Origin of the sequence: Streptomyces sp. A0592 (assembly GCF_004795115.1) — a bacterium.
Classification (GTDB): Bacteria; Actinomycetota; Actinomycetes; order Streptomycetales; family Streptomycetaceae; genus Streptomyces; species Streptomyces erythrochromogenes.
On the sequence record NZ_SSBM01000001.1, the window covers coordinates 308,973 to 323,966 of the forward strand.

Below are 14,994 nucleotides of genomic sequence, written 5' to 3' on the forward strand. Positions count from 1 at the left end.
CAGGATCCCAGGGTTTCAGGCTCCAGGGCTCCGGAGCCGGGTGAACTCTGCAGAAAAGTTTCTGCAAAGATACTTCTGGAAAGGGTGCGGGCCGCTCTACCCTCCCCCTCATGCCCAGCGAAGATCAAAAGCGCGTACTCGATCCCGAACAGGACGCGGCGGCACTCAAGGCGCTCACGCACCCCCTGCGCATCCGGCTGCTCGGGATGCTCCGGCAGGACGGCCCGGCCACCGCCAGTGAACTGGCGGTCAGCACGGGGGAGTCGTCCGCTTCCACCAGCTACCACCTGCGGGTGCTGGCGAAGTACGCGTTCGTCGCCGAGGCCGAGCACCGCGACGGCCGGGAGCGCCGCTGGCGGGCGGTGCACGCCCTGACCTCCTGGAGCAACAGGGCCATGGAGGCCACGCCGGGCAGCCGCGCCTACGTCAACCTCTCCCGCAGGGTGCAGATCCAGCGCCTGGAGGAGTTCCTCGCCCGGTACGAGGCCGACATCGCCGAGGGCCGACTGGGCCGCGAATGGGTGGAGCCCTCGGGGATCAGCGACCTGATGCCCAGGCTGACCCCCGAGTCGCTCGCCGAGCTCCGGGAGACGTTCGGACGGAGGCTGGAGGAACTGGTCGCGCGCGACGCGGGCGACCCGCGGGCGGTGCAGGTCGTCCTGCTCACCGCCGGCCTGCCGCTGGCTCCGCGCTCGGCCGGGGCCGGACCGGACACCGCCGACGACAGCACGGCCGCAGCCGCAGCCGCAGCCGCCGACGCGGCCCCGGCCGCGGTGGGCGCCTCGTGAGCGGGATACCGGAGCCGTCCGCCGCACGCCGACGCTACGTCACGGTCTGCGTCCTGTTCTGGTTGCCGATCGGGCTGACCATCGCCCCGCTGATCCTGCTGCTCACCGAGCGCGGGATGTCCCTGGTGGCCATCGCCGGGTGCTTCGCGGCGCACTCCCTCACCGCCGCCGCGCTGGAACTGCCCACCGGAGGCCTGTCCGACGTCCTCGGACGCCGCGCGGTCCTGGCCGCCGCGGGCGTCGCGAACCTGGCCGCACTCGTCCTCGTGGCCCTGGGCACCGCCCCCTGGCAGTTCGGGCTCGGCATGGCCCTGATGGGCGCGGGCCGCGCCCTGTCCAGCGGGCCGGCCGAGGCCTGGTACGTCGACACCGTCCACGCCCGCTCCGGGCCCGGGGCCGAACTGCGCACCGGCCTGGCCCGCGGCGCCTCCGCGACGTCCGCCGCGCTCGCCGGCGGCACCCTGCTGGGCGGCGCCCTGCCCTGGCTGCTCGGACTCGGGCCGGACCTCGGCGACCGGCTCAGCGGGGCGACCTCCGGGCTGGTGCTGCCCCTGTCCGTCCCGCTGCTGCTGGGTGCGGCGGTCGAGGTCGCGTTCGTCCTGTACGCCCTGACCGCCCTGCCCGAGCCGCCCCGCCCTGCGGCCACCCTGCGCGGCGCGCTCCGGGGCATCCCGGCCACCGTGTCGGGCGGGCTGCGCCTCGGCGGACGCGACGCGCTGGTCCGCAGGGTCCTGCTCAGCGCGGCGGGCGCCGGCAGCGCGCTGGCCGTGGTCGAACTGCTCACGCCGGGCCGTACCGCGGCCCTGACGGGTGCTCCGGAGTCGGGCGCGGTGCTCTTCGCCCTGCTCGCCTGCGCCGGGTTCGCCTGCTCCGCCGTCGGCAGCCACCTCGCACCCCTCGCCGCCAGGCTCGCGGGCAGCGGTGAGCGCGCGGCCCTCATCGGCCTCTGCGCCGCCGCGGGCGGCCTGCTCCTGCTGGGTGCCACGGCGACGGTCGGAGGGGCGGGCCCGGCGGTCCTGGCGGCCGTCGGCTTCGGGCTGGTCTACCTGGGCCGCGGCGCGGCGGGTCCGAACGAGAACGAGCTGATGCACCGCCGCGTCGGACGGTCGGGGCGGGCCACCGCCCTGTCCGTGCAGTCCCTCGCCCTGCAGCTGTCGGCAGCCCTCACCGCTTCGGTCGCGAGCCTCCTCCCGCCGGGCCCGCTGCCCTGGCTGCTGGCAGGCGCCGCGCTCCTGGCCTCGGCCCTCCTGTGGTCCGGCCGCGGCGGCCGGCGGTCCCCGGCGCCTGCGTCCGACGACGACCGGCAGGCCTCGCCCCGCGTCGATATCCGTTCTGCCAGTTAATGATGAGTTTCGTCACCTATAGTCCCAACATGGCTCTGCATGAGACGAAGGACGTATCCCGCCAGGACGCCGATACGGACGTGTTCGCGTCAACGTTGAGCGGCCAGATCCTCCCCAAGTACCGGATCCCGGAGGATCATTCGCCCACCGAGGTCGTGTACGAGCTCCTCCGCAACGAGCTCCTCCTCGACGGCAACGCCGCACAGAACCTCGCGACCTTCTGCACCACCTGGTCGGACGAGGGCGTGCACCGCCTGATGAACGTCTGCCTCGACAAGAACATGATCGACAAGGACGAGTACCCGCAGACCGCCGAGATCGAGTCCCGGTGCGTCAACATCCTGGCCGACCTGTGGAACGCCCCCGCCGGCACCACCGCGACCGGATGCTCCACCACCGGCTCCAGCGAGGCCGCCATGCTCGGCGGGCTCGCCCTCAAGTGGCGCTGGCGCGAGCGCCGCCGCGCCGAGGGGCTCCCCACGGACCGCCCGAACCTCGTCTGCGGGCCGGTCCAGATCTGCTGGGACAAGTTCGCCCGCTACTTCGACGTCGAACTGCGCCAGGTCCCGCTGGAGCCCGGCGCCACCGGCCTGCAGCCCCATCAGCTCGCCCAGTACGTCGACGAGAACACCATCGGCGTCGTCGCCATCCTCGGCGTCACCTACACCTGCGACTACGAGCCCGTCGCCGAGCTCGCCGCCGAGCTCGACCGGATCCAGGCCGAGCACGGCTGGGACATCCCCATCCACGTCGACGGCGCCAGCGGCGGCTTCGTCGCACCCTTCCTCCACCCCGAGGTGGTGTGGGACTTCCGGCTGCCGCGCGTCGCCTCGGTCAACACCTCCGGCCACAAGTACGGGCTCGCGCCCCTCGGGGTCGGCTGGATCATCTGGCGCTCCGCCGACCTGCTGCCGGCCGACCTCGTCTTCAAGGTGGACTACCTGGGCGGCGACATGCCGACCTTCGCCCTCAACTTCTCCCGCCCCGGCGGTGAGATCGTCGCCCAGTACTACCTCTTCCTGCGCCTCGGCCGGGGCGGCTACACCCGCGTGCAGCAGGCCTGCGCCGACACCGCCCAGTACCTGGCGGGGCAGATCGCCGACATGGGCCCCTTCACCCTCCTCTACGACGGCAAGGGCGCCCTGCCCGCCGTCTCCTACACGCTCACCGACCCGGCCGCGTCCCCCTTCACCCTCTACGACCTCTCCGACCGGCTGCGCATGCGCGGCTGGCAGGTGCCCTCGTACCCGCTGCCCGCCAACCGCGACGACACCGTCATCCAGCGCATCCTGGTCCGCCACGGCGTGACCCGCGACCAGATCGCCCTGCTCGTCGAGGACCTGCGCCGGGCCGTGGAACACCTGACGGCCTCGCCCCCGCCCGTACCGGCCACCGAACCCCGGTCCGGCTTCCACCACTAGCCGGACCGGATGGGCGAAGGCGGTCCTCGCGACGTCTGGGCGGAAGGCGACGCCTACGAGCGGTACATGGGCCGGTGGAGCCGCCGGGTCGCCGAGGTCTTCGTGACACGGCTCGGCCGCCCGGCCGGTCTGCGCTGGCTGGACATCGGCTGCGGCACCGGGGCGCTGACCGCGGCCGTCGCGTCCCGGTGTCGGCCGCGCGCCGTGCTGGGGCTGGACCGGTCCCCGGCATTCGTCCGAGCGGCCCGGGCCGCCGCGCCCGGGCCGGCCCGCTTCGCCGTGGCCGACGCGTCCGCTCTGCCGCTGCGCGACGCTGCGTTCGACGCGGTCGTCAGCGGACTGGCCCTCAACTTCCTGGAACCGCCCGGGACAGCGGTCGCCGAGGCCGCCCGGGTGGTCCGGCCGGGCGGGTCCGTCGCGGCGTACGTCTGGGACTACGCCGACGGCATGGGCCTCCTGCGCCGCTTCTGGGACGCCGCGACCGCCCTCGATCCGGCGGCCGCGGCGCTGGACGAGGGCCGCCGGTTCGCCGTGTGCCGCCCCGGTCCGCTGCGCGCCCTCTGGACCGGGGCGGGGCTGGTCGAGGTGACCGTCGACCCCATCGAGGTGCCCACGGTCTTCGGCCGTTTCGAGGACCTGTGGGAGCCCTTCCTCTCCGGTCAGGGACCGGCTCCCGGCTACGTCGCGACGCTGACTGCCGAGGCCCGTGGGCTGCTGCGCACGCGGCTCGCCACGACCCTCCCCGTCCGTCCGGACGGCTCGGTCGCCCTCGCCGCCCGCGCCTGGGCGGTCCGGGGCAGGCGCCCGGCCGGCACAGTGGAATGACGCAGGCCACATCGTGCGGGTGTCACATCCGCGGGCGCCCGCCGGTCCGACGGGTATGACCGACACCAAGAACGTGCTGCTGGCCGGGGCGAGCGGAGTCCTGGGACGCCACATCACCGCCGCGCTCACCCGCGCCGGGCACACCGTGACCGGCCTCGGCCGCGGCGCGGACGCCGACGTGCGGGCCGACCTGATGGACCGCGACGGGCTGCTGCGCGCGGTCGACGGCCTCCGGATCGACACGGTGGTGCACGCCGCGACCGCCCTGCGCAACGCGCCGATGAGGCACCGGGACATGTACGCCACCGACGACCTGCGGCTCATCGGGACCGGGCACCTGATGGAGGCCGCCCGCGAGCTCGGTGCCCGGCGCGTCATCGCCGAATCCATGGTCTTCGGCTACGGCTACCGCGACTTCGGATCCCACGTGGTCACCGAGGCCGGGGATCCGTTCGGCCCCGGCGGCGACCGCGCGGTGGAGCGCCACGTCGAGGCCATGCGGGTCAAGGAACAACTCGTCACGGGCGCCGGTGACATCGAGGGGGTCGCCCTGCGGTTCGGTCTGTTCTACGGGGCCGGCGGCACCGAGGCCCTCGTGGAGCTGCTGCGCCGCCGAAGGCTTCCGGCGGTCGCCGACCACGGGCGGGTCCTGCCCTGGGTCGACTTGGCGGACGCCGGCCGGGCCGTCGCGCTCGCCGTCGAGGGCGGCCGGGCCGGACAGGCCTACAACATCGTCGACGACACGCCGATGGGCTTCGGCGCGCACGTCAGGGCGGTCGCGGAGGCCTTCGCCACCCCCGAGCCGCGCAACGCGCCCGGCTGGCTGATGCGCGCCTACCCCTACGTCCACCGGATGATCACGACGAACATGAGGGTGTCCAACGCCAGGGCGAAGGCGGAGCTGGGCTGGGCCCCGGGTCATCCCGACTGCGTCGGGGGACTGCGCGCACTCGCCCGTGGCTGATGCGGCCGGCCCTCGGCCCGGCCGCCGATTCCTACTTGGCGCCGAAGTTCTGCGTCCACCAGGGGCCGCCGGCGCCCTGGTGGACGCCCACGCCGATGTCCTTGAAGGAGCAGTTGAGGATGTTCGCCCGGTGGCCCGGGCTCTTCATCCAGGAGTCCATGACCGACTGCGCCGACTGCTGGCCCTTGGCGATGTTCTCGCCGTACGTCGACCAGCGGTAGCCGGACGCCGTCGTGCGATCCCCGGGGTCCCTGCCGTCCGGGCTGGTGTGGTCGAAGAAGTTCCGTGCGGCCATGTCGTCGGAGTGCCCCTGCGCCGCGGCCCGCAGCTGAGAGTCCTCCTTGAGCGGGCCGCAGCCGGCCGCCGCCCGCTCGGTGTTGACCAGGGCCACCACCTGGCCGGCGATGCCCGGCGGCGCGGGCGCCGGCTTGGGCGCCGAGGTGCGCGGGCTGGGCGAGCTGCTGCGGCTCTGCGTGGGGGTCGGGCTGGCCGACGGGCTCGCCGAGGCCGAGGCGGAGGGGGACGGGGAGGCCGAAGCGGAGGGAGAGGGGGACGCCGACGGGGAAGCGGCCCCGGCGGACTCCGTGGCCGAGAGCGCCGCCAGCGGCGCCGCGGACGCGCCGCCCTCGTCCTTCCCACCGCCCGAACCGGGCAGCCCTCCGAGGTACACCAGGCCGCCGCCCGCGACGCAGGCGGCGACGACCGCGCCGCCCACCACCCGGCGCCGGCTCTGCCGGCGCTTGCGCAGCGCGCCCCGGCCGCCGGCACCCGTACTGGCCACCGGGGTGAGCTGGGTGGCGGCGTCGCCGAAGCCGCCGTCGGCACCGTTCGCAGTGACCATGTCGTCCGCGAAGGCGGCCGGGGCGAAGCCGGCCGTTCCTGCCGTGCGCATCCCCGCCAGCAGTGCCGCCGAGACCGGGACGAGAGCCAGACCGGCCAGCAGTCCCTCCGCCGGGACCAGTCCGCTCCACAGCCCGGAGCACCGTACGCACTCACGCGCGTGACGGGCTATTCGCTTGCGCCACAGAGCCGACGGCTGTCCGTCCCAGCCCGCCAGCACCGCCCGCAGCTCCTCGCACCCCGGCTGGGCGTCCAGGGCGCGCTCGACCACCCGCGCCGCCTCCAGCTGCGCCTTCATCCGCTGCACCCGGACCGCCGTGTGCTGCGGGGACAGCTCCAGCGCCGAGGCCACCTCCGCCCGGGTCAGCTCCCCGGCGCACTCCAGCCACCACAGCGACAGCAGCCCCCGGTCCTCGGGCTCCAGCCAGCGCGTCGCCCGTGCCGTCTCACGGCGCTGGCCCGCCAGGTTGAGGCGTACGACGGTCAGGTCGACGAAGTCCGCGCCCGGGTCGGCCACGTCCCAGGCCGACTCCAGGGTGCTCTCCCCGAAGCCGCTCTGCCGGGCCTGCCAGTGCGCCCGCACCCGGTTCATCGCGATGGCCACCAGCCAGGACCGGAAGGACTCGTCCGCGCGCAGGCCGCCCAGCCCGTCGAGGGCCCGCAGCATCGTGTCCTGCACCACGTCGTCCACGTCGCAGGAGCCGCCCAGGGCCCGCCCGACGATGTTGTAGACGAGCGGGAGGTGGGCGCCGACGAGCTCGTCCTGCGCGCGGGGATCGCCCGCGCGAGCCGCTGCCACCAGCGCTGCGGTGTGCTGAGTAGTCATAAGAATGTCCCTGTCCGTACCGGCGGTCGATGATGCCCGATACATGGGAGACCGCGGAGGAGGGCCTCGATAACAGTTAATCGGAAGAATTTTCCCGGAGGCCATTTTCGGGCACCCACCGGGGTTACAGAAGGGGCGCCAGCGCCTCCGCGGCGGCGCACAGGGCGGGCGCGAACGACTCGATCTCCTCCCGGGGGACGAGGAAGGTCACGGTGGTGACGCTGACCCCGCCGACCGGCCGGCCCGACGGCCCGAGCACCGCCGCCCCGATGCAGCGGATGGTGGGCTCGTTCTCCTCGTCGTCGAGTGCGTAGCCGCGGGAGCGGACCCCCTCCAACTGCGCGTACAGCGCCCCCTGGGTGGTCAGGGTGTTCGGCGTCCGGCGCGGCAGTCCCGTGGCGGCGAGGAGTTCGGCCACCTCCCCGGCGGGCAGGTGGGCCAGCACACCCTTCCCGATGGCCGTCGTGTGCAGCGGCATGCGCATGCCGACCCGGGAGGCCGTCCGGAAGGGCTGGTCGCCCTCCAGCTTGCGGATGTAGGTGATGGTCTCCCCGCTGTGCAGGGCGAGGTGGACCGTCTGCCCGGTGGTCCGCTGCAGTTCGCCGAGGACGCGCCCGATCCCGGCCGGTTCCCCGCCGTCGACCAGGGCGGACAGTGCGCGCAGCCGCGGCCCCACCCCGTAGCGGCTCTCGGGTTCCTGGCGTACGAACCCCTGGTCGATCAGGGAGGCGAGGATGCGGAAGGTGCTCGACTTGGGCACGGCGGCGGCCGCCGCCACGTCGGTCAGCCGGTGGGGGCCGCCGGGCACCGCCACCGCCTCCAGGACGCGCAGGGACTTCTCCGCCGCCGAACCGGCCGCCGACGACCGGCCCGCGCGCACGCCCCCGGGGGCTTCCTCGGCATTCGTCGGCACGACAACTCCCTGAGTGTGTAAGGTCTGGACCACATCGTTCCGCCAGACGATACGCAGTTCCACTACGTGGAACAAATGGGGAGGGCTGCATGTCCGGCCACCTGTACGAGGTGCTGGCCGTCCAGCGCCTCCTTCCGGTGCTGCGCAACGCCGACGCCGATGAGGCCGTCCGCGCCACCACCGCCCTGCTCGCCGCCGGCTGCCGCGCCGTGGAGCTGACCACCTCCACCCCCGGCTGGGCCGGGGCCGTCGCCCGTACGGCCGAACTCGCCGACGCGCACGGTCGTCCCGCCCTGATCGGCGTGGGCACGGTGACCACCGCCGGGCAGGCCCTGGCCGCCCTGGACGCGGGCGCCGCATTCCTGGTCTCCCCGTACCCGGCGCCCGAGGTCCGCGAGGTCGCCGAGCGGCGCGAAGCCGTCTTTGTCGAGGGCGGGTTCACCCCGGCCGAGATCGCCTGCGCCGTCCGGGCCTGCGGAGCGGCCAAGGTCTTCCCGGCCCACGTGGGCGGCCCGGGGTTCGTCCGCTCCCTTCGGGCCGTCCTGCCGGACGCGGTGCTCATCCCGACCGGTGGCATCCGGCCCGGCGAGGTTCCCGACTGGATCGCCGCCGGAGCCACCGCCGTCGGCATCGGCAGCGGCCTGCCGGCCGACCCGGACGCACTGGCCGCTGTGTTCGCCGGGTCCCGGCCGGTCCGGCCGGACCGCGGCGAACGTGGCGACCGGGGTCCCGCCGGCCATCGCGCCGCGGCCCCGGAGCCGCGGCCGTGACCGGGCGGGCCACAACCACCGGCTACGACGTCCTCGTGCTCGGCGAGGTCCTGGTGGAGATCCACGCGGGCACCGCCCTGCGCGAAGCCGCCGACGGCACCGCGGCCCGCCTCTCCTACTCCGGCGACGCCCTCAACGCGGCGGCCGCCGCGGCCGCCGCCGGAGCGCGGACCGCACTGCTCGCCGTGGTCGGCGACGACGAGCTCAGCGTCCCGCTGCTGCGGCGGGCCGCCGAACTGGGCGTGGACGTCTCCCACGTCCGCCGCGCCCCGCGTCCCAACGGCGCCTACCTGCTCTCCGCCGACCCCGACGGCGACCGCGAGTTCGTGTACTGGCGCACCCGCAGCGCCGGATCCACCCTCGCGCCGCGGCACGTCGCGTCCTGGCGCGCGCTGCTGACCGACTGCGGGGCGCTCGTCACCAGCGGGATCACCGGCGCCCTGTCGCCGACCAGCCGGGCCGCCGTCCTGGCCGCCGCCCGCCTCGTCCACCAGGCGGGTGGGCTGCTGACGTACGACCCCAACTTCCGCCCCCGGCTCACCGGCCGGGCCGAGGCCCGGGAGCTGCTCGCCCGGATCGCCCCGCTGACCGGACTGCTCAAGACCTCCTGCCCGGCGGACGCGCAGGCCCTCGTCGACACCGCCGACCCGCGCACGGCCGCCACCCGCCTGCGCGCGCTGGGGGCGCGTACGGTCGCGGTCACCGCGGGCGCCGACCGGCTGCTGCTGGACGACGGCACGCGGGCGGCCTACCACCCGGTGCCCGTGAACCCGGCGCCCGTCGACGCGACCGGTGCGGGTGACTGCTTCACGGGCACCGCGACCGCCCGGCTCGTCCTCGGCGACACCCTCGCGGACGCCGTGGCCCACGGCACCGCCGCCGCTTCGCTGTCGGTGTCCGGCCGCGGCGGCACCGGCCGGGTCCCGGCCTTCAGTGAGACGGCGGCGCTGGCGGCCGCACACCGGGGAAGGGCGGCGGAGGGAACGGTCCGGCCGCCCCGGGCCGAGGCTGCACCGCCGATTCCGGATCGGTGACCCAGCCCGCGGCAAGGACCAGTCCGGAGTTCCGGTGGACGGCCAGGAACCCGAACGGCCGGTCGAACCGGACCTCGGCCCGCCGGGCCCGGTGGCTCGGCCGGCGTGCGGCCCCACCGGGCCTGGCGGCGATGGCGGTGACGGCCGCCGCCTCGAACCCCTCGGCGTGGAACCGGGCCATGGCCGACTGCCGCGCCGAGCCGATGGCGAGTGGTTCGGCGCTGATGCCGGGGAAGTGCCCGTGGGCTTCGGCGGTCGCGGTCAGGAGCCCGAACAGCGCCGCGTCCTCCAGCAGGTCGTGCTCCGCGGACAACGAGAAGGCCACGGTGGAGACGGACAGTTGGGGCTGCGGGCTGAAGGCGTCCACCGTCGCGATCGTGAGCCCGGGGCCGGGGCTTCCGTCCGGGAGGGCGTTGCCGGCCGGTGCCGGGAGGGCTCCCGAGACGGCCGCGATGCCGGTCGCCAGTACGTCGGCGGCGGGCGCCGCCGGAGTGCCGAGGAGCAGGTGCACGTCCATGTCCATGTCGACGGCGCCGGTGACCTCCAGGGCCGTGACCGGCCCGGTGGGGCCTTCGGCCACCCGGACCGGGTCCAGTGAGGCCGTGGTGCGGAAGAGTCGGCGCAGGCCGCGGCCGGCCCAGGGGCCGTCGGGCACGTGGCCCGGAAACTCCCGGAAGGCCTCTGCCCACTTCAGCGCCAGCGCGAGGGCGGAGGCGAGGACGAGACGGGTGTCGTGCCGCAGGGTGACCGGCATGCGTTCGATCAGGCCGCCGGTCCTCTCCGAGGCCCACCCGTCCAGGGCCTTCGTGTCCCCCTCCAGGTCGCCGGTCAGCGTGCCCCGTGCGCCGGGCGGGAGCTTCGCCGACCAGCCCTCCTCCAGCGGCAGGCCGGCCGCGGCCCACAGGCCGGTCGCCGCGCTGAGCCCCCGTACGCCGGCCAGTGCGGCCAGCAGCTCCCGCGCGGCACCGGCCGCGTCCTCGGCGGGTATGCCCAGCGCCTGCGCCAGTTCGGCGCGGGCGGGCCCGCCGGCGCCGTCCGCGAGGAGGGCGAGCAGTGGCCAGACCCCGGCGGCGGTGAAGACCGTGCCGCCGGTGCCGGAGGCGGCGTGCGCGGCCCAGCGCGTGGTGAGGCGGTTGACCGCCCGCACCGTCGCCTGCGCCTGGGTTCGCGCCTGAGCCTGGTTCTGCGTCTGTCGCTGCGTCTGCGTCATGCGGGGGAGCGTACGTGGAGGGACGCCGCCGGGCCGGACCGACGTCCACGGCCCGGCGGCGCCGGTCAGCGGCCGCGCAGGCCCCGGTCGACGGCCGTCATCAGCTCGCCGTCGGCGGTGTCCGCGTCGAGCGACCAGAACATCGCGCCTCCCAGGCCCTGTTCGCGGATGTAGCCGGTCTTGGCCCGCAGCACCTGGGGGTCGTCGTACGTCCACAGGGTGGTGCCGTCGAAGAGCCAGGCGTGTCCGCCGCGCCGGTCGCGGTGCACCTGGTAGGCGCCCGAATCGGCCAGCTTCTTCAGCGCCTTGTAGTCCTCGTAGCCGGCGGCCCAGGTGGCCGGGGCCGGTCCGGTGGCGGGCTGCCCCAGGCCGTCCCCGCCGCCGCTGACGCCGGTCCAGCCCTGCCCGTAGAAGGGCATGCCCATCACGAGCTTGTGCGCGGGCGCGCCGCGCCGCTGCCAGGCCTCCACGGTGCCGTGGACGCTGAAGTCGCCGCGGGCGTACAGGGCGGACTGCTGCGCGGTCCTCGGTTCGCCCGAGACGTGGAAGTCGTAGCCCTGGAGGTTGACGAAGTCCAGGTCGCGCATGATGCGGCGGACGTCGAAGCCCGCGTCGATCTTGGCGGGGGCGGTCGGGACGAAGGCGGTCAGCTCGTACGTGGTCCTCTTCTTCCGGCTGTGTGCGTACGCGTCGAGCTGGGTGCGGAACTCCTTGACCAGTGCGGTGAAGTTGCGCTTGTCCTCGGGCCGGTACTTGGTGTCGGTGTCGCCCGCGGAGCCGGGCCACTCCCAGTCGAGGTCGATCCCGTCGAACACGCCGGCTGCGGCTCCGGCGCCGCCGCGGGTGCCGTCCTGGGGGAGGTTGCCCTTGATGTAGAGGTCGATGCAGGACTCGACGAAGGCCTTGCGGGAGGCCGGGGTCAGCGCGGCGTCGGAGAAGTGGGTGGACCAGCTCCAGCCGCCCAGCGAGATCAGCACCTTGAGGCCGGGGTGCTTGGCCTTGAGCTCGCGCAGCTGGTTGAAGTTGCCGGCGAGCGGCTGGTCCCAGGTGTCGGCGACCCCGTCGACGGAGTTCGCGGCGTCGAGCGGGCGCGCGTAGTCGGCCCAGGCGTCGGCCTCGCCGGGATGTTCCCGGTGAAGCACTTGCCCTCGGCGCTGACGTTGCCGAAGGCGTAGTTGATGTGGGTGAGCTTGCCGGCCGTGCCGTTCGCCTCGAGGTCCTGGACCTGGAAGTCCCGGCCGTAGACGCCCCATTGCGTGAAGTAGCCGACCTTCTTGTACGTGCGACCGGATCCGCCAGCGGCGGAGGCGCCGCCGTCCGCGCCGACGGCGGCGGGGGCGAAGGCGGTCAGCAGGGAGAGGGAACAGGCGGCTACGGCCAGTCTGCCGAGCATGCTGCGGCGCATGGGCTTCCTTTGCGGATGCGAGGAGTGGGCGTGAGCGCGTGCGGCGGTGCATGCCGGAAACTATTGGTCTGGACCAGAGTGGTCAAGGGGGCGGCCGAAACTCGGCCGTACCGCTCTGCGAGGGTGGTCCGATGCTGCTCGATCCTGAGAAGACCCTGTTCGTCCGAGGCGCCACCCCCGTGCTGCTGATGGCCGAAGCCCCCGTGCACGCCGCCCTGCCGGCGCTGACCGCGCAGGACGGGGCGGTGCCCCGGTGCGACGGCTGGAGCATCGTCCCCAAGCTCACGCTGTGCGTCGTGGACGGCCCCGGCGACGCCGGGCTCGTCGTTCCCGCGATGGTCGCGCCGGTGCTCGACGGGTCCGGCGGCGGCCTCCGGCCCGGCGACATGGCCGACTGGTGCGCGGACGCCGAACGGGCGGGCGGGGCCGTGGTCCTGTCCCTCGACGCACTGCCCGAGACGCTGGACTGGCCGCACCTCCTGAGCTCCGGAACCTCCCGCGGCGGCTTCCTCGAGGCCCTGGCCTGACCTGCGTCCGTCGCCCCGTTAGTGTGTGCGAGTGACGCTCACCGACGATCGACAGTTCCCCGCCGCGCTCGCCGCCGCCCTGGCGGTCCCCTTCGACTTCGCGGACGGCGACGGGGTCGACTTCGAGCCCTTCGAGTCCTTCCTGTCCGCCGAGGACACCGACGACTGGTTCAGGGCATGGACGGGGAACAACGACCTGGACGGCGGCGCCTTCCGCGTCTTCGGCCAGGACGGCTCCGGCGGGTACGCGGCGTTCTGGCTGGTCCGCCCGGGCCGGCCGCTCGCCGAACAGCCCGTGGTCTTCCTCGGCTCCGAGGGGGAGACGGGCGTCGTGGCGCGCGATCTGGGCGACTTCCTGTGGCTGCTGGCCGACGGCTGCGGCCCGTACGAGGCGGCCGCGCCGTACGGCGCCGACCGGACGTCGCGCCCGGACGAAGCTCTGACTGCGGTCGCCGACCGGTTCGCCCCGGACGCGCGGCGCACGGCCGGCGCGGTGGTCGAGCTGGCCGCCGAGGAGTTCCCCGGCTTCGACGACATGATCATGGAACTCTGCCGCTGATCCCGTTCCGCGACGCGACAGGAATTCACTGGATCGCCGGGCCCGGCCGTGCCATGGTTGGTCTCGCCGAAGGGGTGTAGCTCAGCTGGTCAGAGCAACGGTCTCCAAAACCGTAGGCCGCAGGTTCGAATCCTGCCGCCCCTGCCATGAGGGCCCCGCCGATCGTTCGGCGGGGCTCGGCCGCGTGTCCCGTGCTGCGGCCGGGCTCGGGGGGTGGCCGGTCGCCTACGGCGGCCATGTCGGTGACGTGCCGGCCTGCAAGGGCCTACGGGCAGGACTCGTCCGCCTTGGCGACCTTGAACGACAACGGTTGCCCCGTCAGCGCCGTCCCCGGCTTCGGATCCTGCGAGCACACCTTCCAGTTCGACTCCTGCAGCACCATGCGGCTCTGGACAGCGTCCTTCACCGTGATGCTCGCGTTGGACGGCAGCGCCCCGCGAACGGCCTTCATGCCCTGTCCGACGAAGTCAGGCATCGTGCTGCCCGCGGGCTTCGGGGCGGGCGCGTCGGCGGCCGGGCAGGACTCCTCCAGCTTCACGGCCCCGAAGTCCACGGTCGTGCCCGTGTCGACGTTCGCGCCGGCGGCCGGAGTCTGGGAACAGACCTTCCAGTTCCGGTCGAGGGCTTGGAGCCGGTCGCGGCCGAGCGCGTCGTGGGACTTCAGGACGGCGAACCCTGCCGCCTGTGCTTCGTCCTGAGCGGTCTGGAGGCCCTTGCCGACCATGTTCGGGAGGGCGGCCGTCTTCGCTGCAGCCGGGGCGCTGGAAGCCGGATCGGGGGCGGAGTTCGAGGCGGGCGTGCTGGGCGCAGCGGGCTTGCCGGTGTCGGTGCTCTGCGGATTGCAGGCGGTGAGGCCAAGGAGCAGAGCGGCCGCGGCGGCGAGAGCGGCGGTGTGGTGTGTGCGCATCGCGCCATCGTGTCCGATGTGTGGGAGGTGTGAGGTCTGTGTGACGCACCCGTGACATGTCAGCACCCCGCGCGATGGGGTGGCTCTCAGGAGCGTGTTGGTCACCCCTAAGATCCATGCTGGATACAACAAGTTGGGATTCCTCAGGAGGACGCGAACCATGCAGCCCCGTACGGCGACCCGTGCCGACATACCCGAACTGATCCGGCTCCGCGCGGTGGCGCTCGAAGCGCTCGGTGCCGATCCGGGAGCGGCGGACGCGCCCTGGCGGGACATCGCCCGCGGCTGGTTCGCCGACCGGGTCTCGGACAGCCGGCCGGACTGCACCTGCCTGGTTGTCGGCGGCGGGCCGGGCGAGCCCCTGCAGGCCGCCGGCATGGCGTGGGTGACGTACCATCTGCCCAGCCCCCTCCGGCCCGACGGGCGGCGCGGCTACATCGACGGCATGGTCACGGAGGCGGCGGCACGCGGGCAGGGCCACGCCGGACGGATCGTGGCCGGGCTGGTGGACTGGCTGAACGGACTCGGCGTCCACTTCGTCCAGTTGCACGCCAGCTCCGCGGGCGCATCCGTGTACCGCGCCGCCGGCTTCGCCGCCGCCCAGTACCCCGGGATGGACCTGATCACCGCCCCGGAGCCCGCCCCTCGGCCGTGACGGGGGC

At 74.3% G+C, this 14,994-nt stretch carries 14 protein-coding genes, 1 tRNA gene and 1 pseudogene; 11 read left to right on the forward strand and 5 right to left on the reverse strand.

What is annotated here, in order from left to right; translation table 11 throughout:
• Positions 1 to 110 precede the first annotated feature (110 nt).
• From E6U81_RS01505 to E6U81_RS01525, 5 genes are read left to right on the forward strand one after another with little or no spacing between them, the layout of a single operon-like run.
• Positions 111 to 788, forward strand: a complete 678-nt coding sequence (locus E6U81_RS01505) for a helix-turn-helix domain-containing protein (protein ID WP_136228196.1) — start codon at positions 111 to 113, stop codon at positions 786 to 788.
• On the forward strand, positions 785 to 2,131 hold the full coding sequence (locus E6U81_RS01510) for an MFS transporter (RefSeq protein WP_240803558.1): 1,347 nt from the start codon (positions 785 to 787) through the stop codon (positions 2,129 to 2,131). Before E6U81_RS01505 ends, E6U81_RS01510 begins: the two co-directional genes overlap by 4 nt.
• A 29-nt stretch (positions 2,132 to 2,160) precedes the next feature.
• A complete protein-coding gene (locus tag E6U81_RS01515) occupies positions 2,161 to 3,552 on the forward strand; it encodes a glutamate decarboxylase (protein ID WP_136228197.1) in 1,392 nt (463 codons plus the stop codon).
• Positions 3,553 to 3,561: 9 nt separating this feature from the next.
• The gene (locus E6U81_RS01520; RefSeq protein ID WP_136228198.1) at positions 3,562 to 4,377 is read left to right on the forward strand and encodes a class I SAM-dependent methyltransferase; all 816 of its coding nucleotides are present in this window, start codon (positions 3,562 to 3,564) and stop codon (positions 4,375 to 4,377) included.
• Positions 4,378 to 4,432: 55 nt separating this feature from the next.
• Complete coding sequence (locus E6U81_RS01525) at positions 4,433 to 5,341, forward strand: NAD(P)-dependent oxidoreductase (protein WP_136228199.1); 909 nt, start codon at positions 4,433 to 4,435, stop codon at positions 5,339 to 5,341.
• A gap of 31 nt (positions 5,342 to 5,372) precedes the next feature.
• Here the strand turns inward: E6U81_RS01525 and E6U81_RS01530 are convergent, their stop codons facing one another.
• Together E6U81_RS01530 and E6U81_RS01535 are read right to left on the reverse strand one after the other, a co-directional pair.
• Complete coding sequence (locus tag E6U81_RS01530) at positions 5,373 to 7,007, reverse strand: sigma-70 family RNA polymerase sigma factor (protein WP_136228200.1); 1,635 nt, start codon at positions 7,005 to 7,007, stop codon at positions 5,373 to 5,375.
• 124 nt (positions 7,008 to 7,131) lie between these two features.
• Positions 7,132 to 7,920: an IclR family transcriptional regulator gene (locus tag E6U81_RS01535; protein ID WP_168714520.1), complete on the reverse strand. Its 789-nt coding sequence runs from the start codon at positions 7,918 to 7,920 to the stop codon at positions 7,132 to 7,134.
• Positions 7,921 to 8,009: 89 nt separating this feature from the next.
• Here E6U81_RS01535 and E6U81_RS01540 point away from each other — a divergent pair, with 89 nt between their 5' ends.
• The gene (locus tag E6U81_RS01540) at positions 8,010 to 8,690 is read left to right on the forward strand and encodes a bifunctional 4-hydroxy-2-oxoglutarate aldolase/2-dehydro-3-deoxy-phosphogluconate aldolase (RefSeq protein ID WP_136228202.1); all 681 of its coding nucleotides are present in this window, start codon (positions 8,010 to 8,012) and stop codon (positions 8,688 to 8,690) included.
• Complete coding sequence (locus E6U81_RS01545) at positions 8,687 to 9,724, forward strand: PfkB family carbohydrate kinase (RefSeq protein ID WP_136228203.1); 1,038 nt, start codon at positions 8,687 to 8,689, stop codon at positions 9,722 to 9,724. Before E6U81_RS01540 ends, E6U81_RS01545 begins: the two co-directional genes overlap by 4 nt.
• Here E6U81_RS01545 and E6U81_RS01550 read toward each other — a convergent pair.
• Entirely contained in the window at positions 9,621 to 10,934 is a 1,314-nt protein-coding gene (locus E6U81_RS01550; protein WP_136228204.1) for a serpin family protein, read from the reverse strand. The genes E6U81_RS01545 and E6U81_RS01550 overlap by 104 nt on opposite strands.
• Before the next feature lie 65 nt (positions 10,935 to 10,999).
• A pseudogene (locus E6U81_RS01555) lies at positions 11,000 to 12,339 on the reverse strand (glycoside hydrolase family 18 protein).
• Between the two features lie 131 nt (positions 12,340 to 12,470).
• Here E6U81_RS01555 and E6U81_RS01560 point away from each other — a divergent pair.
• The 3 genes from E6U81_RS01560 to E6U81_RS01570 all read left to right on the forward strand — a co-directional run bounded on the left by E6U81_RS01560 (position 12,471) and on the right by E6U81_RS01570 (position 13,572).
• Positions 12,471 to 12,866, forward strand: a complete 396-nt coding sequence (locus E6U81_RS01560; RefSeq protein WP_136228205.1) for a hypothetical protein — start codon at positions 12,471 to 12,473, stop codon at positions 12,864 to 12,866.
• A 31-nt stretch (positions 12,867 to 12,897) separates the two neighbouring features.
• The gene (locus E6U81_RS01565; RefSeq protein ID WP_136228206.1) at positions 12,898 to 13,425 is read left to right on the forward strand and encodes an SMI1/KNR4 family protein; all 528 of its coding nucleotides are present in this window, start codon (positions 12,898 to 12,900) and stop codon (positions 13,423 to 13,425) included.
• Between the two features lie 70 nt (positions 13,426 to 13,495).
• Positions 13,496 to 13,572 (forward strand) — tRNA-Trp (locus E6U81_RS01570).
• A gap of 118 nt (positions 13,573 to 13,690) precedes the next feature.
• Here E6U81_RS01570 and E6U81_RS01575 read toward each other — a convergent pair.
• Positions 13,691 to 14,332, reverse strand: a complete 642-nt coding sequence (locus E6U81_RS01575; protein ID WP_136228207.1) for a PASTA domain-containing protein — start codon at positions 14,330 to 14,332, stop codon at positions 13,691 to 13,693.
• A gap of 160 nt (positions 14,333 to 14,492) precedes the next feature.
• Here E6U81_RS01575 and E6U81_RS01580 point away from each other — a divergent pair, with 160 nt between their 5' ends.
• Positions 14,493 to 14,987, forward strand: coding sequence for a GNAT family N-acetyltransferase (locus E6U81_RS01580; protein WP_136228208.1), 495 nt, complete (start codon positions 14,493 to 14,495; stop codon positions 14,985 to 14,987).
• Positions 14,988 to 14,994: the final 7 nt, after the last annotated feature.